This is a genomic window from Acuticoccus kandeliae, from assembly GCF_003073115.1.
The window spans coordinates 612,017-636,825 of record NZ_QBBV01000004.1; the positions used below are offsets into that span (position 1 = coordinate 612,017).

Consider the following 24,809-nt stretch of genomic DNA (forward strand, 5'->3'; position numbering starts at 1 on the left):
GCGTCAGGCCGCGATCGCGCTCCGCGACTTGCCGTTCGACGCCCCGTCATCATCCCCCGGCGCCGGCTCGCCCGACAGGAGGGCGGGCGGCGTCTCCTCCTCGCGGACGGAGGCGAGGGTGAAGAGGCGGCGGTCGGAGCGGCCGCTGCGCTGCTGCGAGCGGGCGATCTGGCGTGACAGGAGGATCACCGGGATCAGCCCGACCGCGACGATCATCAGCGAGGGGACGGCCGCCTGGGCGAGGCGCTCGTCGGAGGCGAGGCGGTGGGCGCGGATCGCCAGCGTGTCGAAATCGAACGGGCGCAGGATCAGCGTCGCCGGCAGCTCCTTCATGATGTCGACGAAGGTGATGAGGAAGGCCGTCAGCAGCCCTCCCCGCAGGAGCGGCGCGTGGATGCGGCGGAAGGTGGTGAACGGGCCGGACCCCAGCGTGCGCGCCGCCCCGTCGAGCGAGGGCGAGATCCGCGCGAGCCCCGCCTCCACCCCGTTCAGCGACACCGCGAGGAAGCGCACCACGTAGGCGAAGATCAGCGCCGCGATCGTGCCGGTCAGGATGAGGCCGACCTTCACGCCCATGACGCTCACCGTCATGACGTTGATCGCCCGGTCGAGCGCGCCGAGCGGGATGAGGAGGCCGACCGCGATCACCGCCCCCGGCACCGCGTAGCCGAACCCCGCGAGGTGGCCGAGGATCTGCGTCAGCCGCCCGCGCGACAGGCGCCGCGCGTAGGCGATCACCATCGCCACCGCGACCGTCACGACGCCGCCGATCGCGGCGAGCGTCAGCGTGTTGGAGATGAGCCCCGTCGTGCGCGGGTCGAGCCAGGGCACGTTGAGAGAGACGCCGAGGCCGAAGAGCGTGACCGCCGGGATGACGAAGCCTGAGGCGATGGGGATGACGCACGCGAGCACCGCGAGCCCCGCCCGCCAGCCCTTGAGGACGAGACCCGGCATCGGCCGGCTCGCGCGCATGTCGGAAAAGCGCTGGCCGCGCCGGCCGACCCGCTCCAGCGCGATCAGGAGGAGGATGAACGAGACGAGGATCAGCGCGAGCTGCACCGCGGCGACGCGGTCCCCCATCGAGAACCACGTGCGGTAGATCGCGGTCGTGAAGGTCTCGACGCCGAAATGGTAGACGGTGCCGTAGTCGGCGAGCGTCTCCATCACCGCCAGAACGAGGCCGGCGACGATCGCCGGGCGCGCGAGCGGGACCGCGACCTCGATGAAGGCGCGCCAGGGCGAACGGCCGAGCGTGCGGCTCGCCTCGAACGCCGTCGCGGACTGCTGCAGGAAGGCCGTGCGCGCGAGGAGATAGACGTAGGGGTATAGCACCATCACGAGCACGAAGGCCGCGCCCTCGAGGCTGCGGATCTCGGGAAACCAGTAGTCGCGCGGGCCCCAGTCGGTGACGTTGCGCAGCGCCGTCTGCACCGGCCCCGGATGCTGGAGGAGGTAGGTGTAGGCGTAGGCGCTGACATAGCCCGGCACCGCGAGCGGCAGCACCAGCGCCCAGGAGAAGAACCAGCGCCCCGGAAAGCGGCACATGGTGACGAGCCACGCGGCCGAGACGCCGACGAGGGTGACGCCGACCGCGACGGCCAAGGCGAGCGCCAGCGTGTTCGCGATATAGCGCGGCAGCACGGTCTGCGCGTAGTGGGCGAAGGCGCCGGCGTCGGACTGGAAGGCGGCGACGATGAGGGCGGCGAGCGGCAGGAGGGTGAGGCCGCACAGCACGATCGCGGCCACGGTGAGCCACGAGAAGCCGCGCTCCGTGCGCGACGGATCCTGCGCCCGGACGCCGACTGCGCCCGAGTTTTGATCTGGAGGAGTTTTAAATTCGTGCTGCCTCATTGAGCAGGATTACTTGTTGTGGGGTGGCCTGCCAAGTCTCGCGGCGGGCGGCCGGCCGGAGACGGCCGCCCGTCGACCCCACGAGATCACATGAGGCTCGTCGCCATCTTGATACTTGTCGCGGCGAGGAAGATCGCGAACGCCCGGCTCAGCCAGGTCTGCGGGATGGTGTGGGCGAGCTTCGCGCCATAGGGGGCGAGCGACATCGAGAGCGGCGCGACGAGCGCGAAGCCGATGAGGTTCACATAGCCGAGGCTCGCCGGCGGCAGGCCGGTCTCGCCCCAGCCGGCGATCGCGAAGCCGATCGCGCCGGGGACCGCGATGATGAGGCCGATCGCCGCCGCGGTGCCGACGGCGCGGCGGATCGGCACGCCGCACAGCGTCAGGATCGGGACGCTGAGCGTGCCGCCGCCGATCCCCATCACCACGGAAAAGCCGCCGATGAAGACGCCGATCAGCGAGCGCACAGGCTGGCCCGGAACATGATCGAGGATCTGCCGGCCCTTGAAGAAGGCCATGTGGATCGACACGATGAAGGCGACGGTCGCGAAGACCGCGGTGAGCACGTTGCCGCTCGCCTGCCCGCCGAAGATCACCCCGATGATGACGCCGATCGCGATCGCCGGGGCGAGGCTCACGAGCAGGGGCACGTCGACGCCGCCGCGTTTGTAGTGAGACCGTGCCGAGACGATGGATGTCGCGATAATGGTGGCGAGAGAGGTCGCCACGGCGATATGCATCGTGTGCTCTTCGGGAACATCTGCGGCGGGAAGGAGATAGAATAGGACCGGAACGATGACGATGCCCCCACCGACCCCGAGGAGACCGGCGATCAGACCGGCCGCCGCGCCCGCGATGGCGAGAATGAGAGCAAAGGTAATAATGTCGATCACGAGAGATCCCCTGAAGCGACGGCCAACGGGTTGTCGCGCCCATGACCCGTTCGCGTACGCTTCAGGATCCTTGCCGTCCGTATGGTGCGCTATCGCAATGGAGGGGTCGGACCGCCTTCGTCAACCGAGACGCGCCCGATGAGTGTAGAATTGCCACCCGGACAGCGGGTCTATGCTATCGGAGATATCCATGGGCGCATCGATCTCCTCCACAAGATGATGGATGCGATCGCCGCCGACATCGCCGCGCGGCCGGTCGACAACGTGACCGAGATCTTCATCGGCGACTATGTCGACCGGGGCGACGATTCCAAGGACGTCATCGATTTCCTGTGCCTGCCACCGCTCGACGGGCGCAAGCGGATCTGCCTCATCGGCAACCACGAGGACGCGATGCTGTCGGGCCTCCATGACGGGAGCTCGATCCACCGCTGGCTGGCCTTCGGGGCCGAGGCGACGTTCCGCTCCTACGGCATCGAGCCGCGCCAGCATGCGCGCAACCCGGCCGCCCTCCAGCCGCTTCTCCAGTCGGTCATGCCGCCCGAGCACATCGCGTTCCTGAACGGGCTCAAGGTCTCGCACAGCATCGGCAACGTGCTGTTCGTGCATGCCGGGATCCGGCCGGGCGTGCCGATCGACCGGCAGAACCGCCAGGACATGATCTGGATCCGCGACGAGTTCCTCTCCTACCGCAAGCCGCTGCCGATGCATGTCGTCCACGGCCACACCCCGGTCTCCGCGCCGGAGCACCTGCCCTGGCGCACGAATGTCGACACGGGGGCTGTCTATGGCGGGTCGCTGACCGCCGCCGTGCTCGAAGGGAACGAGGTCGGCTTCATCCAGATCCCGGCCCGGTAGAGCGGCGCTCGCCCTGCTGGAACCTGTCGAGCGGGAAGACAGCCGCTCGACATCGAAGCGCGCGATCGTCTTGTCCGCGATCCCGCGCGCCGGATGGTCGGGGGCGCAATGCCGGGCACCGCGCGGACGCCCGTCCGGTCAGTCCTTCTGCGGGTCGACCTCGATGCGGGTCGGGGCGTCGAAGCGGGCCGTCAGGATGTCCTGCTTCTCGCGGATCTCGCGGTTCTGCTCGATGATGGTCGTCAGCGCGTCGCGCAGCGCCTCCACCTCGGACTGGACGCTCTGCTCGGCCGGCCGGTCGGCGGCCTGCACGTCGATGCGCTCCAGCCGCTCCATCAGCGCCTTGAACGTCGCCTCCACGGCGGAGACGTGCGAGCCGACGGCCGAAACGCTGCCGCGCATCTCCTCCAGCATCGCCTCAGCGTTCTCGTAGCGCGCCTCGGCCTTCTCCTCGATCGCCGCGACGCGGTCGGAGATCGCGCTCAGCCGGTTCGCGACGTCGAAATCGAGCGCGGCTGCCTCGCCCGCGACCCCGTCGCTGAGCGCGGAGCGGAGCGTCGCGAGCTCGCGCCTGTCGACCTCCTGCGCGCTCTTCAGCGCCGCAATCGCCGCGTTGAGGGGCGCGAGCGCCTCCTCGTCCACGGCCACCGGCGCGGCAGCCTGGTCGGGGCCCGCCTGCCCCTCGGCCTCCAGGAGGGTGCGCAGCGCGCCGATCTCCTCGCCGAGCCGCGCCCGCTCCGCCTCGGCGGCGGCGAGCGAGGCGTCGACATCGTGGCGCACCGCCGCGACGCGCTCGCCGAGCGCGGCGATGTGGGGATGGGGCGCGGCCTCCTCATGGGCGGCGCCGAGCCGTTCGTCGACGAGCGCGCGGAGCGCGGCGGCCGGATCCTCTCCGCTGAAGGGAAGCCCGTCGAGGCGGGTCTCGAGCGAGGCGATGCGGCCCGCGAGGGTCGTTTCGAGCTTGGCGAACTGCGCGCCCCGCTCCGCCTTCTCCCGGTTGATCCACGCCTCGAGCTGGTCGACCGCGGCCGAAAGGCGCTCCACCTGCGGCAGGGACCGCGAGGGCGCGGGCGGCTCCCCGGCCGGCGGGGGGACGAGTTCGGGCCGCATGACGGGCCGGGGCGCCGCCGCCTCGGCCGAGGCCTCCTCGGCCTTCCCATCCTCAGCCTTCTCCTCGCCCGCGGTCTCGGCGACGCGGGCGCGGGCGCGCGCGAGAAGCTGCGCGCGCACCTCGTCGCCCGAGGGCTCCGGCTCGACCGGCTCCGCGTCCGGCTCGTCGGCCCCCTCGTCGGGGATCGCGGAGCGGCGGATCGGGGCGACGCGGCCATATTCCTCGTAGGATGTCTGCATCGCCCGCGCCCGCGGCTTGCCGACGGTGGCGCGCAGGGCGAGCACGAAGACGAAGAGCGTCACCCCCGCGAGCCCGTAGAAGGCGTTCTTGACGTCCGCCATCTCGGCCATCGAGGCCATGTAGAGCATCCATCCGGCCAGAAGGACCAGGAAAATGGTGCCCGGCCAGGGCCACAGGGCGGCGAAACCGGCGGGCCGTCGCGTCACGTTGTTTGCCATGGGAGCGCGCCTCTTCTTGCGGTGAGTGCCAATCTCCGACTTTGGATTAGTGCGATCCTTGGTCGGGAACAATGGATTCCACCCGGCGCGCAGCGTCGCGAGCCATTGCGGCGGAACTCTGTCGACCGGCATCGCGGGCGCGCGATCAAGCGCCGTGGGCGTCGCGATGACGGCCGCCTGCCAGCGTCGCGATGCAATGACGGCCTCGGTGACGGCGTCGCCGATCGCAAGGCGCAGCCGGTCGGCCTCCGCCTCGCTGCCGGCCGCCGCATCGAGCGCCGACGCGGGAAGTGTCGAGACGACGCGGCCCCTTATCCCCCCGCCGGGCGTGCCGATGAAGACGATGGGCGCGTCGGTCGGCTGGGGCAGGAGCGCGCCGTCGAGCGCGATGACGGCCTGCGGCGCGTAGCGGTCGACGGCGACGAGGAGGCCCGTCTCGTCGGGCTGGTAGGCCGGCAGCGCCACCTTCGAGCCGGTGACGATCGTCTCGCCGCGGACGAGGCGGATCGCCCCCTCGCGGGTGACGAGCGTCGCGAGGCGGTCGCCGAGCCCGCCGAAGAGCCGCTCCAGAAGGTCGAGGCGCGCGTCGGGGCCGGCCGCGACGAGGAGCGTCCCCTCGCCCGGCCAGTCGCCGCCGCGGAAGAGGTCGTGGAAATCGCGCGCCTCGGCCTCGCCCGGCCGTTCGCCGGCAAGGCTCATCACGCGCGGCTCCTCCCGGCGGTCCTCGACGACGGCGCCGAGGACGACGATCGGGTCCGCGCCCAGCGAGGCGAGGAGGCGCACGCAGACCGCCGTCTCGCCCGTCCCGCCAGCCGACCAGACGAGATCGGCCGGGTCGAAGACGATGTCGTCGGCCGCACCGCGATGGGCTGCGCAGAGCGCCGTGAGGCGGAGTGCGTTCGGGGCCTCGCCCCGGTCCGCCTCGCGCGCCGCCGCGCGGGTCGCGACGAGGAGGAGGCGGCCGGCCCGTTCCGCAACGGTGGGCGGGATCGCGGCGAAGGGCGTGTCGACGACGGCGAGCGTCGTCCCGGCGAGGCGGTCGATGTTGATCCGCGTCCAGTCGAAGCCCGGCGCAAAGAGGAAGACGCGCCCGTCGATCTCCTTGGCGAGGGCGCGCAGGCGCGGCGCCTCCACCCGGTCGAGGTCGCGCTGCTTGAGGCGGTGATAATTGACGAGGGCGTCGCGCTCGTCGTCGGGGTCGGCGAACGGGCCCTCCGGCCCCTCCCCCGGCGCGAGGCCGGCGCGCAGGCCGACGAGCGTCACCTCCGCGGCCTTGCGCGCCGCCTCGCGGCCGATCGGCGTCGGCACGAGGGCGGGGTCCGCCGCGTCGGCAAGGTCGAGGATGAGGGCGCGGGCGGCGCTGTCGGTCGCGGGCCAGGGGTGGCGCGGCACGCCGCCATCGCCGCTGCGCCCCTCCTCCGCCCCGCGCATCAGGATCGCGAGCGGGAAGGCCGCCCCCGTCCCGCCGGCGGTGCGCCAGAGGGTGAAGTTGGCCGAGCCCGGATGGCGCGTGAGGCGCAGGCGCCGCCCGCCCGCCTCGGCCGGCTCGGCAAGATGCATGGCGGCTTCGGTCGAAAGACCGCCCGCCTCGTCGATGATCTGCGTCGGGGCGCGGCCGCGGTCGCGCTGCCACAGGCCTGGATGGCGGGTGCGGCCGAGGCAGGCGACGCTCACTCCCACCGCCTCGGCTGCGGCGATGACGTCGCCGAGGTCGGCCGGCGCGAGGGCGCTCGCCGCGTAGGCCGGGTGGACGGCGGCCGTGTCGTCGGCGAGGGGGGCGGGAATCCCGGAAAAACCGATGATGTCGACCGTGTCGGCGAGCGAGGCGGCGACGGAGAGGAGCGTCGCGGGGCCGGGGTCGAGGCGCGGCTCGATCTCGGCGAGGACGAGGCGGTCCCACGCCGTGCGCGGCAGGCGCGAGCGCATCAGCGGCCCGGCGACGGCGGGCACGCACAGGAAGGCGTTGCGGTTCGCCTCCACCATGTCGATCACGACATCGCGCAATTCGGCCGCGCTGCGGGAGGGGCCGAGATGCCGGACCGGATCGTCGAGGCTGACGATGACGGGCCGCTCCGGCGCGAGGCCGACGCCTGCGGCGAGCACGGGGTCGAGCGCCAGCATCTCGCCACGCAGGGCCGCGAAATCCTCCGCCTCGATGTCGGCGCCGGCGACGATGATGCGGCGCGTCCCCATGGTAGCGCGGCGCAGGTTCGCGAGCGCCGTGCGCGCCGGACGCGTGTCGGCCTCGCCGGCGGCGATGGCGCCCGCCTTCAGCCAGGCGATGGCCTCGTCCGCGGCGTGGGCGAAATCGGCGTCGAGGATCGCGCCACGCCGCGCGAGGGCGGCAAAGCGCGCGTCGGAGACACCCTCGCGCGAGGTGGCGAGGATCGTATCCCCGCCGAGCGCGCTCTCCTGGATGCGCCGCTGGTCGGCCTCGAACGAGGCGACGGAGGTGGTGCGCGCGGCGATCCGGGTGAGCCGCAGGGCAATCCGCTCGTCGACAGTGGCGGGCGGCTCGACGCGCGACAGATGCGGCATCGGGGCGAGGCAGGGCACGGCAATCGGGGCCGACTGGTCGTCATAGACGCCGGGCCCCAGCCACCAGCCCACGCGCACGGCAAGGTCGGCGAACCCTTCCGCGGTCCGCTGGGGTGGACTCAAGACAATCGGCACCGCTTCGCCCCTGTTTCCGGCGCTTTTCCGCGGCGCGAACGATGCGAGTTTAACCTTAAACTTTTATTTAAATATGTGCTGATCCCGCGGCGCGGGACACGCACCCCGACGCGACCTGTGATCACGCTTCAGCATTCCCATGTAATGATTGTGCGATATATCTCATTTTCGTCATACCGACATGAAATTCTCACTTCACAATAACTGCATTTCATATTTTTGTGCAGCGCGAAAAACTTCCTTCCTATATCACCGAATTTACAACCACACCGCCATAGAATCGACACAAGTGAAAGCCTTGCCTCGTCACGCGGGATTTGATGGGACAGCCTCTGCATTCCTGCGAACATTTAATGGGACAAGTTTTCACACTGGCTGTAAGATGCGGCAACGAGCGGCTCGGCCGGGCGACGGGCGCCGTGCGGACGTTTTCACTCATCTGATTATGTTGGATCGTGCATAGACTGGCCTACACCCCTGGCGTTGAACGGCTTTCGATCGGCTCGAAGAAGCTTGCGCTCGACCCGGTCTGGGCGGAGCCGCCGATCGCCGATATCGAAGTCGCGCTCCTGCGCAACGCCGCCTTCCCCGAGCTCGCGCGCGAGGGGCGGCTCGCGCACGAATTCGTCGTCGTCGATCCGGGCGTCGCCCCGTCCAACCCGTCGCACGAGGATCTGGCGATCCGCCTCAACGCCTGCGCGGCGCGGCTGAAGATCCCCCTCGTCGTCATCGGCAACGAGACGAGCGTCGCCTTCGGCAATGGCGGCTTCCCGACCTCCACGCACGACCTGCCGGCCGCTGGCACGCGCCGCTTCTCAGAGATGCTGGGGGCCCTGCGCGAGCGGCTCGCCCTCGTGCTCGCCTCCTCCCGCTACAGCCGAAAGCGGCACATCTTCGTGCCCGTCTTCGACGCGGCGCTGCTCGCCACCATGGTCGACCTCCTGTCGGAGATCGCGCCGGCGAGCCGCCCGTTTGTCCACCTCGCCACCTGGTGGGACGGGACGACGATGCCCCGCATCGCCGATTTCGCACCGCTCCAGCGCATCGGCGCGCGGATCGACGAGCTGAACGGCTCCCGCCCGACGATCTTCCTCTATGCCTGGTCGCGCCAGCTCGCCCAGCGCCTGACGGCGCAGATGGGCGTCCCCGTTCAGGCGATCGACTCCCCGCCCGAATTGTCGCTGGAATCGCCCGGCGAGGCGCCGCCCGACCGGTTCACGGTCGGCTACCTCTCCGCCGCGACGCGCGCGTGCGGGTTCGACCAGCTGGCGCGCATCATCCGCTCCGCCAACCAGGCGGCGACCAACCCGCAGCGCACGCGCTTCATCATCCACGTCCGCCCGGACCCCAACGGGGCGAGCCTGTCGGACGAGGTGCAGGAGCTGAAGGCCGAGCTCGCGGCGATCCCCGAGCGCAACGTGTCGATCATCGATGAGTTCATGCCGCGGCCAATCTATCTCGCCGCCATGAAGCGGATCGACGCGCTGCTTCTGCCCTACCCGCCCAATGGCGGGGCCGAGCGCCATTCGAGCACGGCGCTTCACGCGATGGCGGCGGGCAAGCCGATCCTCACCTACAATGGCGTGCAGATCGTCGGGACGCTCCGTTCGCGCATCATGCGCGCGGCGGACGACCGGGTCCTCGGCGAGATCGTGTCCGACATGGCCGCCGACGCCGCGCACGCACGGCGCGACGCGGCGGTGGCGAAGTCGACCTACTGGGCGACGCTGCGCCCCTCACGCCTCTTCGCCCAGCTCCTCTACGGCCCGCTCATCATCGCGAACGCGACCGGCCACGAGCAGATCTGAGCGCGGCGGCGCCTCTCTCAGTTGGCTCGCCTCAGGTGCGGCCCCACTCGTCCTGCAGGCGGACGATGTCGTCCTCGCCGAGATAGGAGCCGGTCTGCACCTCGATCACCTCGAGGAGGATGCGGCCCGGATTGGCGAGGCGGTGCACCGCGCCGAGCGGGATGTAGGTGGACTGGTTCTCGGTGAGGGTCTGCACCTCGCCGTCGATCGTCACCTCAGCGGTCCCGCGCACGACGACCCAGTGCTCCTGGCGGTGGTGGTGCTTCTGCAAGGAGAGGCGCTTGCCGGGCGACACGAACAGGTGCTTCACCTGGAAGCGCGGCCCGTTCATGATCGAGGAATAACCGCCCCAGGGCCGGTTGACCGTCGGCGACACGTCGAGAAGCTCGTGCCGCTTGCCGCTCTTGAGGGTGGCGACGACGTTCTTCACGTCCTGCGCGCGGTCGAGCGGGCAGACGAGGATCGCATCCTCCACCGCGATGATCGCCATGTCCTCGACGCCGAGCGCCACGACGTCGGCGCGGTTCGAGACGATCAGCGAGTTCTTGGAGCCGACGGAGATGCCCTTGCCGCGGATGGCGTTGCCGGCATCGTCCTTGTCGAGCGTCTCCCAGTAGGCGCGCCAGGAGCCGACATCGGACCAGCGGCACGAGATCGGTGCGACGGCGGCCTTCTGCGTGCGCTCGAAGAGGGCGTAGTCGATCGAGATGTCTGGCGCGCGGGCGTAGGCCGCCTCGGAGAGGAGGATCGAGCCGTTCTCGCGCTTCGCCCCGGCGACGGCTTCGGCCGCGACCTCGACCACCTCGGGCGCGGTCTTGGCGAGTTCGTCGAGGAAGGCGCGCGCGCCGAAGGCGAAGAAGCCCGCGTTCCAGAAATAGCTGCCGTCGGCGACCATGCGCGCCGCCTCGTCGATCGGCGGCTTCTCCACGAAGCGCTCGACCGGGCGGACGGTGTCGCCGCCGGGCGCGGCCTTGATGTAGCCGTATCCGGTCTCGGGATGGGTGGGCGTCACCCCGAAGGTGACCATCTTGCCGGCGCGGGCGGCGGCGAAGGCGCCCTGCAGCGTCTCGAAATAGGCGGCGTCCGGGGTGATGAGGTGGTCGGAGGGAAGGACGAAGAGGATCGCGTCCGGATCCAGCGCGACGAGCGCCTCGGCGACGGCGGCGATCGCCGGCGCGGTGTTGCGGGCGGAGGGCTCCAGCATCACCGTCGCGTCGGAAACGCCGATGCCCGTCAGCCCGTCATCGACCTGGAAGCGGTCGGCGACGCCGCAGACGACCCACGGCGCGGCGAGCCCGTCGATCCCGGCATGGCGCTCGATCGTCTTCTGAAAGAGGCTGTGCTCCCCGTGCATCGGCAGGAATTGCTTCGGCTTGTCCGCTCGGGACAGGGGCCACAGCCGGGTCCCACGACCGCCGGCCAGAACGACAGGGTAAATGCTCATCAGCTCGTCCATCCACTCGATGCCCGACGGGTAGCACCCGCGACTTTCGATCGCTAGTGCGGCGCGCGTGCGGGATCCGCCCCGGCGCGATTCTCGCCCGACGGAGCCGCAAACACCAGACAAACCAGGATTTCGGCGTTCGGATGGCCAAAACGAGACGGGACCCACCCATGCGCCGGCACGCGGTGAATGACCGCGCTGAGGAGCAATGCGGCAAGACCTCTTTTATCCGGCAACGTTTTGCGTGTAAGCGGAGCGCCATCGCTGGTCACCGATCGTCCCTCGACCGACTGCCCACGATTCCCTCCTAACGGTCGAAACAAGACCTATGATCGGAGCAACGTTCCATGGCGAAGATCATCGTTCTCGGTGGCGATGGGTTCTGCGGCTGGCCGACCAGCCTGCACCTTTCGCAGCGAGGCCATGAGGTCATCATCGTCGACAACCTGTCGCGCCGCAAAATCGATGTGGAGCTCGAGGTCGAGTCGCTGACGCCCATCCGGCACCTGTCGGAGCGCCTGGCTGCCTGGAAGGAAGTGAGCGGACAAACCATCCGCCACGTCAACTTCACGGTCGGCGAGAATTATCACCGCCTCCTCTCCCTCATCATCGAGGAGAAGCCGGACGCCATCGTGCATTTCGCCGAGCAGCGCGCCGCGCCCTACTCGATGAAGAGCCCGATGCACAAGCGCTACACGGTGCGCAACAACCTCACCGCGACGCACGATGTCCTGTGCGCGATCGTGGAGTCGGGGCTCGACGTCCACCTCGTCCATCTCGGGACGATGGGCGTCTACGGTTACGGCACGGCGGGGATGAAGATTCCCGAAGGCTATCTGCGGGTGAAGGTCGACACCGAGAACGGGCTGACGGATCAGGAGATCCTCTATCCGGCCAATCCCGGCTCGATCTACCACATGACGAAGACCCAGGATCAGCTGTTCTTTTTCTACTACAACAAGAACGACAAGGTGAAGATCACCGACCTTCACCAGGGCATCGTCTGGGGCACGCAGACCGACGAGACCTCGAAGGACGAGCGTCTCATCAACCGCTTCGACTATGACGGCGACTACGGCACGGTCCTGAACCGCTTCCTCATGCAGGCGGCGATCGACTACCCGCTCACCGTCCACGGCACGGGCGGCCAGACGCGCGCCTTCATCCACATCCGCGACACCTGCCGCTGCGTGGAGCTTGCCATCGAGAACCCGCCCCAGGCCGGCGAGCGGGTGAACATCCTCAACCAGATGACCGAGACCCACCGCATCCGCGACCTCGCCAAGATGATCGCGGAGCTGACCGGGGTGGAGGTCGCCTATCTCGACAACCCGCGCAACGAGGCGGCGGAGAACGAGCTGCACGTGGAGCACGACCGCTTCCTGCACCTCGGCCTGAAGCCGATCACGCTGCAGGCCGGCCTCATGCGCGAGGTGACCGACATCGCCAAGCGCTACGCGGACCGCTGCGATCGCTCCAAGATCCCCTGCGTCTCCCTCTGGCGCTGAGGGTCGCCCCCAACGCAAAAAGCCCCGGAGCGCGCTCCGGGGCTTTTTTGTGCCTGTGCCCGGCAGCGGGGCCGGAGGCCGTCAATAAAGGTCGAGGCCGAAGAGGTAGCTGACGCCGATGCCGACGATGAACTCGTCCGTGTTGCCGGCCTTCACGATCGGGCTGTCGGCGGCGTCGCCCACATAGCGGGTGTACTCGGCCTTGCCGCGCAGGCTCAGCTTGTCGGTGATGCGGTAGGTCGCCTGGATGGCGAGGCCGACATCCTTGATGCCGCCGCTCGGATCGTAGGGCGCAAGCTCGGTCGCGGTGGTGGGGACGCCGAAATAGGTGTCCATGTAGTCGTCGGATGCGACGCTGAGGCGCGGGCCGCCGCGCACTTCGAACCGGGCGAACTGGTTGGCGATGAAGTCGACGCCGACCTCGCCCACGAAGCCATTGTGGCCGGTGAGGCCGTAGCGGATTTCCGCGAAGGCGCGGATCGGCCCTTTCGAGAAGGCGATGCCGGGGCCCAACTCGACGGACCAGTCGACCTTGCCCGTTCCGTTCAGGTAGCGCGCGTCGTCTTCCTCGCGCGTGCCGGTGAAATCATAGGCCGGATAGATCGAGATGACGCGCACCTTGCCGTCGACCACCTCGCCGAGGATCGGGACGCGCAGGAAGTGCAGGCCGGCGATCGGCCAGGGCGTCACCATGTACTTGTCGGACGAGGGGAATTGCGGCTGGAGCTGCGCGCCGATGCCGAGATCGAACACGATGTCGCGGTGCTCGACGACCTCCTCCGCTTCCGGCGGGGGCGCGTAAGGGTCCGCGGCCTGGGCGGACACTGTCATCGCGAGGACGAGAACCGCGCTGGATACGAAACGCACTAAGGGCTACTCCCGCAAGGTACCCCGACACTGTCGCCAACCGTCGACGATGAAAAGGATATTTACACAGGCGCGGCCGTTCGCGCCGCGAGTCCCGGCGCTGTCGTGACAGTTGGGCAACACGTCCTGTCGCACCCCGGGAACCGGGCCCACGATCCGATCATTTTCCTGTCGACGCGCCGAGGTTTCACCCGAAACCGGCAATCCGCGGCGCGAGAACAGATTGTGGAGATGAACGCATGGCTGAGATCCACACGACGACGGAAGCCCGCCAGGGCGCGTTCGGGACACACACGCTGACGATCCTCATCATCAGCACGGCAACCGCCGTGGTCCTGGCGCTCGGCGCCTATTTCTACGTCTTCACCGAGGACAACGAAGACATTGCGACGCCGGTCCCGGCGCTGGAGCGGACGACGGCCGCGAACGAAGCCGCGCCCGCGCCCGTGACGACCACCACGCCGTCCGTGACCGCCCCGGCCCCCGCGAGCGACACCGCGACGCCGCCCGCGGCCGAGACGACGACCCCCGCGCCCGCGGCGCAGTGAACCACCACCCGGCGCGCCAGGCGTCGCACACGAGAACGGCCGCGCGGGCGAACCCGGCGCGGCCGTTTCGATTCGGGGTGCCGCCTTCGCGGCGCGGCAAGGCTCAGGAGGCGGAGATCTCTTCCGCCGCCGTCATCAGAAGCTCGCGCATCTTGAGGCGCACGGCCTCTTCGGTGATCGAGATGCCCGCGGCCGACAGGTCGCCATAGACCTTGCGGAACACGTCCTCGTCGCCCGGCTCGTCGAAATCCGCGCGAATCACGTCCTTCGCATAGGCCTCGGCGTCGGCGCCCTCGCGGCCGAGCTGCTGCGCGGCCCAGACGCCGAGCAGCTTGTTGCGCCGCGCGATCGACTTGAAGCGCAATTCCTCGTCGTGCGCAAAGCGGGCCTCGAATGCGCGTTCCCGATCTTCAAACTGGGTCATCGTCCGCCTCCATCGTTGCCGCGTCTATGATTTGATGGTGCGTTCAGAGTCAACGCGCGATCCGACACCATTGAGGCGAAGCGCTCTATGGGATAGCGTCAAAGAGTCATTATTTGAAGGTCGCGGCGCGACCGTGCGGCAAGGCAGGGCTGGTGAGATCCACCGATCCTGTCTTAAACCTATGGCTCGCGCCTTCCCTATGAAACAGCCTAACCTGAGTCGGTACATCCCCATGAGCCGTCGCCGCCGCATCTACGAAGGCAAAGCAAAAATCCTGTATGAGGGCCCGGAGCCCGGCACGCTCATTCAGCACTTCAAGGATGATGCTACCGCCTATAACGCCCGCAAGAAAGACGTCATCGACGGCAAGGGCGTTCTCAACAACCGCATCTCCGAGCACATCTTCAATCACCTCAATGAAATGGGGATACCCACCCATTTCATCCGTCGGCTCAACATGCGCGAGCAGTTGATCCGCGAGGTGGAGATCATTCCGCTCGAGATCGTGGTGCGCAATGTCGCCGCAGGCTCGCTGGCGAAGCGCCTCGGGCTCGAAGAAGGCACGCAGCTGCCGCGCTCGATCATCGAATTCTATTACAAGAACGATGAGCTCGAGGACCCGCTCGTCACCGAAGAGCACATCACCGCCTTCGGCTGGGCCACCCCGCAGGAGCTCGACGACATCATGGCGCTCGCCGTGCGCGTCAACGACTTCCTCGCCGGCCTCTTCCTCGGCGTCGGCATCCGCCTCGTCGACTTCAAGATGGAATGCGGGCGTCTCTGGGAGAACGACATGATGCGGGTCGTCGTCGCCGACGAGATCAGCCCCGACTCCGCCCGCCTGTGGGACATCAAGACCGACGACAAGGAAGCCAAGGTTCTCGACAAGGACCGCTTCCGCAAGGATCTCGGCGGCCTCCTGGAGGCCTATCAGGAGGTCGCGCGCCGTCTCGGCATCCTGCCGGAGCAGGAGCGGCCCGTCGTCTCCGGCCCGACGCTGGTGCAGTCATGAAGGCACGCGTCACGATCACGCTGAAGAACGGCGTGCTCGACCCGCAGGGGAAGGCGATCGAAGGCGCCCTCTCCGACCTCGGCTACGGGGGCGTCGCCTCCGCGCGCCAGGGCAAGATCATCGACCTCGAGCTGACGACGACCGACGCCGACACGGCGCGGGCGGAGGTGGGCCGCATGTGCGAAGACCTCCTCGCGAACACGGTCGTCGAACGCTACGACATCGCCATCCTGCCCTGATGCGTTCCGCCGTCATCGTCTTCCCCGGCTCGAACCGCGAGCATGACGCCGCGCGGGCCATCACGCTCGCCGGCGGCGAGGCCCCTCACCTCGTCTGGCACACCGAGACGAGCCTGCCCGACGTCGACCTCGTCATGGTCCCCGGCGGCTTCGCGCACGGCGACTATCTGCGCGCAGGCGCCATCGCGGCCCGCTCGCCGGTGATGCGCGCCGTCGCCGACCATGCGGCCCGCGGCGGCTACGTGCTCGGCGTGTGCAACGGCTTCCAGGTGCTGACCGAGGCGCGGCTCCTGCCGGGCGCGCTGATGCGCAATGCGCGCCTCACCTTCGTGTGCCGCCCCGTGCGCCTCGCGGTCGAGCAGTCCGGCCCCTTCACCGGCACCTACGAGACCGGCGCCGAGGTCACCTTCCCCACCGCCCACCACGACGGCAACTATCGCGCCGACGAGGAGACGTTGAAGCGTCTCGAGGGCGAGGGCCGGGTGATCTTCCGCTATCGCGAGGACCTCAACGGCTCGATCAACGACATCGCCGGCATCACCAACGAGCGCGGCAACGTGCTCGGCCTGATGCCGCACCCGGAGAACGCGGTGGAGGCGATCCACACCAACCGCGACGGGCTGCCGCTGTTCCAGAGCATCGTCGCCGCCTGCGCCTGACCGCGCCGGCGACGGCTTGAGCGTCGACGACCGGAGCCGCCCCTCACAGGGCGGCTCTCGTGTTTTCAGGCTCGGCCATTCGGCCTAACTGGGAAGCTCGTCGATCTTCTCCACGGCGTCGAGGCGGTCATCCCATGACGCGCGGCTCGCGTACGAGATGTGCGCCGTCGGCCGGATGCCGACCTCCGTGTCGAGGGAACCGGCCGGCACGACCAGCAGCGCCCCGTCCAACTGGAGCGACGGAAGAGCGGACCCGCATTCCGTGCAGAAGCTCCGCACATGGCGCGTGCCGGGAAGCTGAAACGTCTTGATCGTCTCTCGTCCTGAAAGCCAGGTGATCTCGGCCCGCGAGGAGAAGAGGTTCGCGGCGTGAGCCGTGCCGGTGTCCTTTCGGCAGCGCGCGCAGTGGCACAGGAAGAAGCTCTCCCATTCGCCCGCGATCTCGAACCGCGCCGCCCCGCACAGGCAGCGTCCCGACGCCAGGTGTTTCATGTTGGGCTCTTCGCAAGGTCAGGCGGAACGGAAGGCCCGGTCGCGCGCGCGGCCGGGCCTTCGTCCTGGGTCCGAGGGGTGGGCCGCCTCAGCGCGGATAGGGCATCCCGTTCGTGCGCAGGTAGGTCGCGTAGAGCGAGGACGTGCCGCAGATATAGAGGCGGTTGAGGCGCGGGCCGCCCCAGGAGATGTTCGCGACCACTTCCGGCACCTTCAGCTTGCCGATGAGGTCGCCACCCGGATTGTAGCAGTGCACGCCGTCGCCGGCGCTCGTCCACAGATTGCCCGACTCGTCGAAGCGGAAGCCGTCGAACATGCCATAGCCGCAGGTGGCGAACACCTCGCCGCCCGACAGCGTCTTGCCGCTGACGGAGAAGCGGCGGATGTGGCGCGGCCCGTTCTCCACGTGGCTCGCCCCCGTGTCGGCGATGTAGATCGCGCTGTAGTCGGGGGTGAAGGCGAGGCCGTTCGGCTTCACGAAATCGGTGGCGACGGCCTCGATCGCGCCCGTCCCCGGATCGACGCGGTAGACGTAGGAGGCGCCGACCTCGCTCTCCGCGCGCGCGCCCTCATAGTCGATGTCGATGCCGTAGGTCGGGTCGGTGAACCAGATGCTGCCGTCGGGGTGGACGACGACATCGTTCGGTGAGTTGAGGCGCTTGCCCTGGTAGTTGTCGGCGATGACGGTGATCGTGCCGTCATGCTCGGTGCGGGTGACGCGGCGGCCGAGATGCTCGGCGCTGACGAGCCGGCCCTCGCGGTCGCGCGTGTTGCCGTTGGTGTTGTTCGACGGCTGGCGGAACACCGACACACCGCCGTCGGTCTCGTCATAACGCATCATCCGGTTGTTCGGGATGTCGGAGAAGACGAGATAGCGGCCGCCGGCGAAGTAGGCCGGACCTTCGGTCCAGCGCGCCCCGGTCCACAACTTCTCCATATACACGTTGCCCTGTGCGAGCTTCTTGAACGCTGGCTCGATGACTTCCACGTGCTCGGCGTACATGGCGCCCCCTCTCTCTTCTTGTCTATTTGCTGCGCGAGCGGCGGGTCCGCCGCGGCGGTTGGGTTCGCCCGCGCTCCGTGGCGGGCCGTGGCAACTTATGCCCAAATGTCGCCGGTCTAAAGTCGGATCCTTCCACGAATGATCCGACGCGCCGGCCTCCACCAATCGGCCCCCGCAAAAATGCCGCGCGGGCGATGGAAAGGGCCGGACCGCGCCCCCGACGGCCCAACCCGTGCTTGAAGCCTATTTGTTAAGCCCCGTAAGGATTGAGGCGGATCTGGGCGGAATGGGCAGAGGGGGCACTGGGCCATGATGGATCGCCGGCGGCGGACGCCGCGCCTCGCGCGCCTCCTCGGCGCGATCGCCATCGCGCTCGCCGCCCTCCTCCCGCAGGGCGCGGGCGCGATCGACGGCTTCCCGCTGGAGCCCGCCGACACGTCGAGCCCGGAGGCAACGCTCACGAGCTTCATCGAGGCGATCGAGGAGGCCTACACGCTCGGCGCCGGGAATGACGGGCCGGCCTCGGAGGAGGCGCTGCGCCGCGCGGTCCGCACGCTCGATCTCTCCACCTTCCCGCCCCGCTTCGCCGAGAGCCGCGGCATCGAATCGGCGCTGATGCTGAAGGAGGTGATCGATCGGCTGGAGCTGCCCGCCTCCGAGCACATCCCCGGCGAGCCCGCGACGGAGGACACCCCCCTCACCGCGACGCGCCTTGCCGAGGGCGTCACGCGCTGGCGCATCCCGCACACCGAGATCGTCATAGCGCGCGTGGAGACGGGACCGCGCGCGGGCGAATATCTCTTCGACCACCAGACCATCGCGCGGGCGCGCGACTTCTATCAGCGTGTGCGCGACCTCCCCTATCGGGAAGGGGCGACGCCCGAGATCTACGAGGCGTACCTGACGACGCCCGGCCCCGGCCTCGCCCTCGGCTGGAGCGAGCGCCTTCCGGACTGGGCGAAGATCGTCATCGCCGAGCAGACGATCTGGCAATGGGGCGCGACCGGGCTCGTCCTCCTCCTCACCGGCCTCGTGGCGGCGGGGCTGATCGTCTGGGCGCGACGCGTCGACGCACGCCGGAGCGCGGATTCCGGCCGGCTCGCGCCCTACACGATCGCCACGCTCGCCGTCTCGGTCGGCCTCGTCTTCGCGGCGCAGGCCTTCATCGACCTCACCATCAACCTCACCGGCACGCCGCTCGACATCGTCACCTACCTCCTCGACATCGTCGGCTACATGATGCTCGCCTGGCTCGCGATCCTGGTGATCGCGAGCGTCACCGAGCTCATCATCCGCGTGCGGGGGCTGAGCCCGAACGCGGCGACGGGCCGCCTCGTGCGCCTCGCCTCCACCGGCGTCGCCGCGATCGTGGTCGTCGGCATCATCGTCCATGCGAGCCAGACCTTCGGCCTCCCCGCCTACTCCATCATCACCGGGCTCGGCGTCGGCGGTATCGCGATCGGCTTCGGCGCGCAGGCGCTGGTGCGGGACATCTTCTCGGGTATCTTCTTCCTCGTCGACGATGCCTTCCGCCCCGGCGAATATATCGACACGGGTTCGGCCAAGGGGTTCGTCGAGCAGGTCTCGATCCGCTCGGTCCAGCTCCGCCACCACAACGGCCCGCTCCAGACGATCCCGTTCGGCGAGATCCAGTACGTGAACAATTTCTCGCGCGACTGGGTGGTGATGAAGCTCACCGTGCGCGTCCCCTTCGGCACCGACACCGAGCGCGTGCGCAAGCTCATCAAGACGCTCGGCCAGGAGCTCCTGAAGGACCCGGAGATCGGGGACAAATTCATCGAGCCGCTGAAGTCGCAGGGCGTCATCGACATCGACGATTTCGGCATGAAGATGCGCGTGAAGTTCATGACGAAGCCGGGCGAGCAGTTCGTGCTCCGCCGCATCGTCTACTTGAAAATCCAGGAGCTCTTCCGCACGATGGGGATCGACTTCGCCGGCCGAGAGGTGCGCGTGAAGGTCGAGGAGGACGGGCACGAGATCAGCGCGGAGCATCTCGCCAAGGCGTCCGACCTTGGCGACGACGAGGTTCGCCAGCGCCGCGCCTGACACCGCCCAAGGTGGCGGCACTGTCGATCGAGGGCCCGGAATTGACCACAATTCGGGCTACTAGATCGATTGACAAGGCGATTCCAATCGCAAACACTCCCCCCACAATAAGTTCGATAATGAACGCCATTGGGAGGATCCTATGAACCGTGCCACGGTTTTCGCCTGCGCGTGCGCGCTCGGCGCCATTCTCGCCGCTCCGGCGGTTGCGCAGACCACGCTCGTCGGCGCTGTCCAGTTCAACGAAGACCACGCCTTCACCAAGGCGCTGCGCAAGTTCGAACAGGTCGCTTCCGAATGCAGCGGCGGGTCGCTGGTGTTCGACCTGCACCTCAATTCCGAGCTCGGCCTCGAAAAGGATTATTTCGAGAACATGAGCCAGGGCATCGCGATCGATTACGGGATCGTCAGCCCCTCCCACATGTCCACCTTCTCCCAGAAGGCCCCGCTGATGGACATGCCGTTCCTGTTCCGTGACATCGACCACTGGAACGCCGCGATCGACCAGGGCGCGCTCGAGCCGCTGGCCGATGACGTGCTCGCCCAGGCCGACGTGCGCCTCATCGGCTATGCCGGCGGCGGCACGCGCAACCTGATCGTCAACCGTCCGATCACCAACATGAAGGAGCTGGAAGGCCTCTCCATGCGCGTGATGGGCGCCCCGATCCAGACGCGCATCTTCGAGGCGATCCACGCCGCCCCGTCCGTTATCGCCTACTCCGAGGTCTATAACGCCATTCAGACCGGCGTCATCGACGCGGCCGAGAACGAGGCGGCGGGCCTCGAGCAGATGAAGTTCTACGAAGTCGGCCCGGAGATCTCGCTGACGCAGCACGCGATCACCGTGCGCCCGATCGCCTTCGCGAACGCCACGTTCGAGCGCCTGACGCCCGAGGAGCAGGAATGCATCCTCAAGGCCGGCAAGGAAGGTGGCAAGCTCGGTCGTCAGATCGAGAGCGAGCAGGACGCCCAGAAGCTCGCCGCCATGGAGAAGGCCGGGCTCCTGAAGACCCATGAGTTCACCGAGCGCGACAAGCTCCTCGAGCTCGCCGCCCCGGTTCAGAAGGCCTACGCCGAAGAGCTCGGCGCGGTTGACGTCCTGGAAGCGATCCAGGCCGTCAAGGCGAACTGATCCGTTCGGCACGGCACATGCGGCGGGCACGCGAGTGTCCGCCGCTCGTGTATCCAACGTCTTGTTCAAGATGAAAGCGGTCGATGCGTCTCTTTTGTGAAGGACTCCATCGCCTCCTCAAGGTCATCCTGACCTTGCTGATGGCGCTGCTGATCGTCCCCGTCACGATGCAGATCCTCAGCAGATATACGGGCATCGTGCCCCGCTATATCTGGACCGAGGAGATTGCTCGCCTGTGCTTCGTGTGGATCATCATGGTCGGCGCGATGATCGCGGTCCGCGACTGGACCCATTTCGAGGTCGACCTGCTGCCGCAGTCCAGCAATCCGGCGATCGCGCTCACGATGCGCCTCGTCCCGATCGCGGCGGTCGGCATCGCGGCGATCACCTTCATCTATTTCGGCTGGGATTTCGCCAAGCTCGGCATGCGCCAGGTCTCCGAAATCTCCGGACTGCCGATGCTCTACATCTACGGCGCCTGGCCGCTCGCCGGCGTCATCTGGATGATCTTCATCGCCGAAAAGGTCGGCGAAGCGTTCAACGCATACAACATGGAAAAGCGTAGTGGGACCGGGTGAAGTCGCGGCGATTCTCTTTGGTGGCTTCGCCCTCCTGATCATTCTTCGGGTGCCGGTGGCGTTTGCGCTCGCGCTCGCCGTCACACCCGTCTTCTTCATCGAGCCGCGGCTGACGCCGGTGCTTCTCCTCAGGGAGATGTTCAAGAGCTACAACGCCTTCGTGCTCCTCGCCGTGCCGTTCTTCCTGCTCGCGGCGAACCTCATGAACGGCGCCGGCATCACGGACCGTCTCGTGCGCCTGTCGCAGGCGCTGGTCGGCCACCTGCCGGGCGGCCTCGGCCACGTCAACGTCGTCGTGTCGATGCTCTTCGCGGGCATCTCCGGCTCGTCGACGGCGGACGCGGCGGGCATCGGATCCCTCCTCATCCCGCAGATGAAGAAGGAGGGCTATGACACCTCCTTCTCCGTCGCGATCACGGCGTGCTCCAGCGTCATGGGCGTCGTCATCCCGCCTTCGATCCTGATGGTGGTGTGGGGCGGCCTGATGTCGGTCTCGATCGGTGGGCTGTTCCTCGCGGGCGTGCTCCCCGGCATCCTCATCGCCGGCTCGCAGATGCTGACCGTCTACATCTACGCCAAGCGCCGCAACTACCCGGTCTCGGTCCGCTCGAACCTGCGCGAGCTGATCTCGGCCGTCTCCGGCGCGGTGCTCGCCCTCGTGACGCCGCTCATCATCATCGGCGGCATCGTCGGCGGCTTCTTCACGCCGACCGAGGCCTCGGTCGTCGCGGTGCTCTACTCGCTGGTGCTCGGCGTCCTCATCTACCGCACGGTGCCGCTGCGCCGCCTGCCCTCGATCCTCTATGACAGCGCCCGCTTCGCCGCGATCTCGCTGTTCTGCATCGGCACGGCGTCGGCCTTCGGCTGGTGCCTCGCCTACTTCAAGATCCCGGCCGCCCTCGTCGGGCAGATCGAGGCGATGGGCCTCGGCCTCGTCGGCACGGGCATCATGGTCGCCGTCGCCTTCCTGATCATCGGCATGTTCATCGACGCGATCCCGGCGATCATCATCCTCGGCACGGTGCTGATGCCGGTGACCGAGCATGTCGGCATGAACCCGATCCACTTCGCGATCATCGGCGTCGTCAGCCTCTCCTTCGGCCTCATCACGCCGCCCTACGGGCTGTGCCTGCTGATCGCGGCCTCGATCGGCAAGATCAGGCTGGTGGACACCTTGAAGGACGTCGCCGTCCTCCTCGTCCCGATGCTGGTCGTCCTTCTCGCGATCGTCCTCCTGCCGGGCATGATCCTCTTCCTGCCGCGCCTCATCATGCCGCAATTCGTCGGCTGATCCGGACCGGACCGCGGAACGAAAAAAAGGCCGGGGTGGTCACCACCCCGGCCTTTTCCGTGTCCGAGGGCCGACGCCCTCAGGGCATGTACTGCCCGCCATTCACGTCCATGATCTGGCCGGTGATGTAGCCGCTGCAGGCGTTGGAGGCGAAGAACAGGTAGATCGGCACGCACTCAGCCGGCGTCCCCGGCCGCTTCATCGCGACCGAGTTCGTCATCGCCTCCTTGCGCGCGGCGGGTGTCGCGGCGTGGAACGGGGTCTCGATATAGCCGGGCGCCACCGTGTTCACGCGGATGCCGTCGGCCGCGAACTCCTTCGCCATGTTGCGCGAGATGTCGTGCACGAAGGCCTTCGACCCGGCATAGAGGAGCGAGCCGATGCCGCCCCCGTCACGCCCGGCGATCGAGCCGGTGTTGACGATCGCGCCGCCGCCGGCCGCCTTCAGATGCGGGATCGCATAGCGCGACATCATGATGACCGAGCGCACATTGAGGTCGAGCACCGCGTCATAGGTCTCGTCCGTCACCGCCTCGGCGCCGACGCGGTGGAGCAGCGCCCCGGCATTGTTGATCAGCACGTCGATGCCGCCGAAGCGCGCGACGAAGGCCTCCACGAGGCCGAGGCACGCCTCGGTCTTCGACACGTCGGCGACGAACAGCTCGGCATCGGCGCCGGCCTCGCGCGCCGCGCGGACCACCTCTTCGCCAGCCGCCTTGTTGCTGTGCGCCACGACGCCGACGCGGGCGCCGGCCCTGGCGAAGGCGATCGCCAATTCGGCGCCGATGCCGGTGCTGCCGCCGGTGATCAGAACGCGCTTGTCCACGAGGTCGTTGAACACCGAACCCCTCCCTTTTCCTGAATTTTTCTCCGGGCACGGCTAGCATTGTGCGCCCGGAGGGGAAAGGGAAACTACCGCGTGATCGGCCGGATCGTGCGCCGCCGCGCCTGGCGCAGCCGCACCACGCGCAGCGAGTCGATGAGGACGGCGAGGAAGATCACCCCCGCGAGAACGATCGGCTGCAGGTAGAGGTTCACCGTGGTGAAGACGAGGCCGGTCTTCACCGTCTGGATGAGGAGCGCGCCCACCGCCGCGCCGAGCGCCGAGCCGATGCCGCCGAAGAGACTGACCCCTCCGAGAACCGCCGCGGCGATGACGTCGAACTCCCGCCCCTCGCCGAAGGCGACGTCGAGGCGGCCGATCTGGGCGATCAGCACGAAGCCCGCCACCGCCGCGCACGCGGACGAGATGATGTAGACGCGCGCCCGCACCCACTCGACCTGAATGCCGGCCTTGCGCGCCACCTCAGGGTCGGCCCCGACCGCATAGACCTGCCGCCCGAAGGTCGTCCGGGTGAGGACGATGTGGGCGACGATCACGAAGACGAGGAGGATCACCACCGGCACCGGCACGCCCGCGACGCTCGCGAGGCCGAAATCGAGGAGCGAGCGGTCGAAGTCGAACTGGCGCGAACTCGTCATCCACGTGCCCGCCCCGCGGAAGAAGAACAGCGTCGCCAGCGTCACGATGAAGGGGGCGATGTTGAAGCGCACGATGAAGAGCGCGTTGATCGCCCCCATCGCGAGCCCGGCGAGGGCCGCGACCACGAGCCCGCCCGCGACGCCGACCCCGAGATCGCGCATCGCGAACCCCGCGATCAGCGGGCCGAGATACATGACCGAGCCCACCGAAAGGTCGATCCCGCGCGTCAGGAGGACGAAGCTCATCCCCACCGCCGCGACCCCGATGAAGGAGGATTGCTTGACGATGTTGGCGAAATTCTCCGCCGACACGAATTGCGGCGCCTGAAGCCAGAAGAAGGCGATCACGGCGACGAAGATGAGCGCCGTCGCGTTCTTCAGGACGAGCCGGGTGAAGAGATCCTGCATCGC

At 68.3% G+C, this 24,809-nt stretch carries 21 protein-coding genes; 11 read left to right on the top strand and 10 right to left on the bottom strand.

Translation table 11 applies throughout. The annotated features are described in order from the left end of the window. Positions 1-3: 3 nt before the first annotated feature. Both DBV35_RS25960 and DBV35_RS25965 read right to left on the bottom strand, forming a co-directional pair. Positions 4-1,746 carry an ABC transporter permease gene (locus DBV35_RS25960; RefSeq protein ID WP_170135042.1) on the bottom strand — a complete coding sequence of 581 codons (1,743 nt, stop codon included), beginning with the start codon at positions 1,744-1,746 and terminating at the stop codon, positions 4-6. A gap of 191 nt (positions 1,747-1,937) precedes the next feature. Continuing rightward, on the bottom strand, positions 1,938-2,744 hold the full coding sequence (locus DBV35_RS25965; protein WP_108663281.1) for a sulfite exporter TauE/SafE family protein: 807 nt from the start codon (positions 2,742-2,744) through the stop codon (positions 1,938-1,940). 138 nt (positions 2,745-2,882) lie between these two features. Between DBV35_RS25965 and DBV35_RS25970 the strand changes: the two genes are divergently transcribed. Continuing rightward, a complete protein-coding gene (locus DBV35_RS25970; protein WP_205648874.1) occupies positions 2,883-3,602 on the top strand; it encodes a metallophosphoesterase family protein in 720 nt (239 codons plus the stop codon). A gap of 138 nt (positions 3,603-3,740) precedes the next feature. On the opposite strand, the gene DBV35_RS25975 is transcribed toward DBV35_RS25970, so the two are convergent. After that, positions 3,741-7,832: a hypothetical protein gene (locus DBV35_RS25975; RefSeq protein WP_157961991.1), complete on the bottom strand. Its 4,092-nt coding sequence runs from the start codon at positions 7,830-7,832 to the stop codon at positions 3,741-3,743. Positions 7,833-8,299: 467 nt separating this feature from the next. On the opposite strand from DBV35_RS25975, the gene DBV35_RS25980 reads away from it, so the two are divergent. Next, on the top strand, positions 8,300-9,652 hold the full coding sequence (locus tag DBV35_RS25980) for a glycosyltransferase family protein (RefSeq protein ID WP_108663284.1): 1,353 nt from the start codon (positions 8,300-8,302) through the stop codon (positions 9,650-9,652). A gap of 31 nt (positions 9,653-9,683) precedes the next feature. On the opposite strand, the gene DBV35_RS25985 is transcribed toward DBV35_RS25980, so the two are convergent. Next, the gene (locus DBV35_RS25985; RefSeq protein WP_108663480.1) at positions 9,684-11,096 is read right to left on the bottom strand and encodes a mannose-1-phosphate guanylyltransferase/mannose-6-phosphate isomerase; all 1,413 of its coding nucleotides are present in this window, start codon (positions 11,094-11,096) and stop codon (positions 9,684-9,686) included. A 347-nt stretch (positions 11,097-11,443) separates the two neighbouring features. Between DBV35_RS25985 and DBV35_RS25990 the strand changes: the two genes are divergently transcribed. Then, complete coding sequence (locus tag DBV35_RS25990) at positions 11,444-12,604, top strand: NAD-dependent epimerase/dehydratase family protein (protein ID WP_108663285.1); 1,161 nt, start codon at positions 11,444-11,446, stop codon at positions 12,602-12,604. An 81-nt stretch (positions 12,605-12,685) separates the two neighbouring features. On the opposite strand, the gene DBV35_RS25995 is transcribed toward DBV35_RS25990, so the two are convergent. Next, positions 12,686-13,471: a MipA/OmpV family protein gene (locus DBV35_RS25995; protein WP_108663286.1), complete on the bottom strand. Its 786-nt coding sequence runs from the start codon at positions 13,469-13,471 to the stop codon at positions 12,686-12,688. 239 nt (positions 13,472-13,710) lie between these two features. Between DBV35_RS25995 and DBV35_RS26000 the strand changes: the two genes are divergently transcribed. Continuing rightward, positions 13,711-14,019, top strand: a complete 309-nt coding sequence (locus tag DBV35_RS26000; protein WP_108663287.1) for a hypothetical protein — start codon at positions 13,711-13,713, stop codon at positions 14,017-14,019. A 103-nt stretch (positions 14,020-14,122) separates the two neighbouring features. On the opposite strand, the gene DBV35_RS26005 is transcribed toward DBV35_RS26000, so the two are convergent. Further along, entirely contained in the window at positions 14,123-14,443 is a 321-nt protein-coding gene (locus DBV35_RS26005; RefSeq protein WP_108663288.1) for a DUF1476 domain-containing protein, read from the bottom strand. A gap of 199 nt (positions 14,444-14,642) precedes the next feature. Here DBV35_RS26005 and purC point away from each other — a divergent pair, with 199 nt between their 5' ends. The 3 genes from purC to purQ are packed head-to-tail and all read left to right on the top strand — an operon-like array spanning position 14,643 to position 16,353. Beyond that, positions 14,643-15,455: a phosphoribosylaminoimidazolesuccinocarboxamide synthase gene (gene purC, locus DBV35_RS26010; RefSeq protein ID WP_245944095.1), complete on the top strand. Its 813-nt coding sequence runs from the start codon at positions 14,643-14,645 to the stop codon at positions 15,453-15,455. Then, on the top strand, positions 15,452-15,694 hold the full coding sequence (gene purS, locus DBV35_RS26015) for a phosphoribosylformylglycinamidine synthase subunit PurS (protein WP_108663290.1): 243 nt from the start codon (positions 15,452-15,454) through the stop codon (positions 15,692-15,694). The genes purC and purS overlap by 4 nt, the downstream gene beginning before the upstream one ends. Further along, positions 15,694-16,353 carry a phosphoribosylformylglycinamidine synthase subunit PurQ gene (gene purQ, locus DBV35_RS26020; protein WP_108663291.1) on the top strand — a complete coding sequence of 220 codons (660 nt, stop codon included), beginning with the start codon at positions 15,694-15,696 and terminating at the stop codon, positions 16,351-16,353. The genes purS and purQ overlap by 1 nt, the downstream gene beginning before the upstream one ends. 84 nt (positions 16,354-16,437) lie before the next feature. On the opposite strand, the gene DBV35_RS26025 is transcribed toward purQ, so the two are convergent. Together DBV35_RS26025 and DBV35_RS26030 are read right to left on the bottom strand one after the other, a co-directional pair. Beyond that, positions 16,438-16,845, bottom strand: a complete 408-nt coding sequence (locus DBV35_RS26025) for a GFA family protein (protein WP_108663292.1) — start codon at positions 16,843-16,845, stop codon at positions 16,438-16,440. Between the two features lie 88 nt (positions 16,846-16,933). Then, a complete protein-coding gene (locus tag DBV35_RS26030; RefSeq protein ID WP_108663293.1) occupies positions 16,934-17,848 on the bottom strand; it encodes an SMP-30/gluconolactonase/LRE family protein in 915 nt (304 codons plus the stop codon). Between the two features lie 309 nt (positions 17,849-18,157). Here DBV35_RS26030 and DBV35_RS26035 point away from each other — a divergent pair, with 309 nt between their 5' ends. The 4 genes from DBV35_RS26035 (at position 18,158) to DBV35_RS26050 (ending at position 22,916) form a co-directional block, all read left to right on the top strand. Continuing rightward, entirely contained in the window at positions 18,158-19,915 is a 1,758-nt protein-coding gene (locus DBV35_RS26035) for a mechanosensitive ion channel family protein (protein WP_108663294.1), read from the top strand. 142 nt (positions 19,916-20,057) lie between these two features. Next, positions 20,058-21,047: a TRAP transporter substrate-binding protein gene (locus tag DBV35_RS26040; RefSeq protein WP_108663295.1), complete on the top strand. Its 990-nt coding sequence runs from the start codon at positions 20,058-20,060 to the stop codon at positions 21,045-21,047. An 83-nt stretch (positions 21,048-21,130) separates the two neighbouring features. Continuing rightward, on the top strand, positions 21,131-21,625 hold the full coding sequence (locus DBV35_RS26045) for a TRAP transporter small permease (protein WP_108663296.1): 495 nt from the start codon (positions 21,131-21,133) through the stop codon (positions 21,623-21,625). Further along, a complete protein-coding gene (locus tag DBV35_RS26050) occupies positions 21,612-22,916 on the top strand; it encodes a TRAP transporter large permease (protein ID WP_108663297.1) in 1,305 nt (434 codons plus the stop codon). Before DBV35_RS26045 ends, DBV35_RS26050 begins: the two co-directional genes overlap by 14 nt. 79 nt (positions 22,917-22,995) lie before the next feature. On the opposite strand, the gene DBV35_RS26055 is transcribed toward DBV35_RS26050, so the two are convergent. Both DBV35_RS26055 and DBV35_RS26060 read right to left on the bottom strand, forming a co-directional pair. Further along, positions 22,996-23,757: an SDR family NAD(P)-dependent oxidoreductase gene (locus DBV35_RS26055; RefSeq protein ID WP_108663298.1), complete on the bottom strand. Its 762-nt coding sequence runs from the start codon at positions 23,755-23,757 to the stop codon at positions 22,996-22,998. Positions 23,758-23,828: 71 nt separating this feature from the next. Then, positions 23,829-24,806: an ABC transporter permease gene (locus DBV35_RS26060; RefSeq protein WP_108663299.1), complete on the bottom strand. Its 978-nt coding sequence runs from the start codon at positions 24,804-24,806 to the stop codon at positions 23,829-23,831. Positions 24,807-24,809 lie beyond the last annotated feature (3 nt).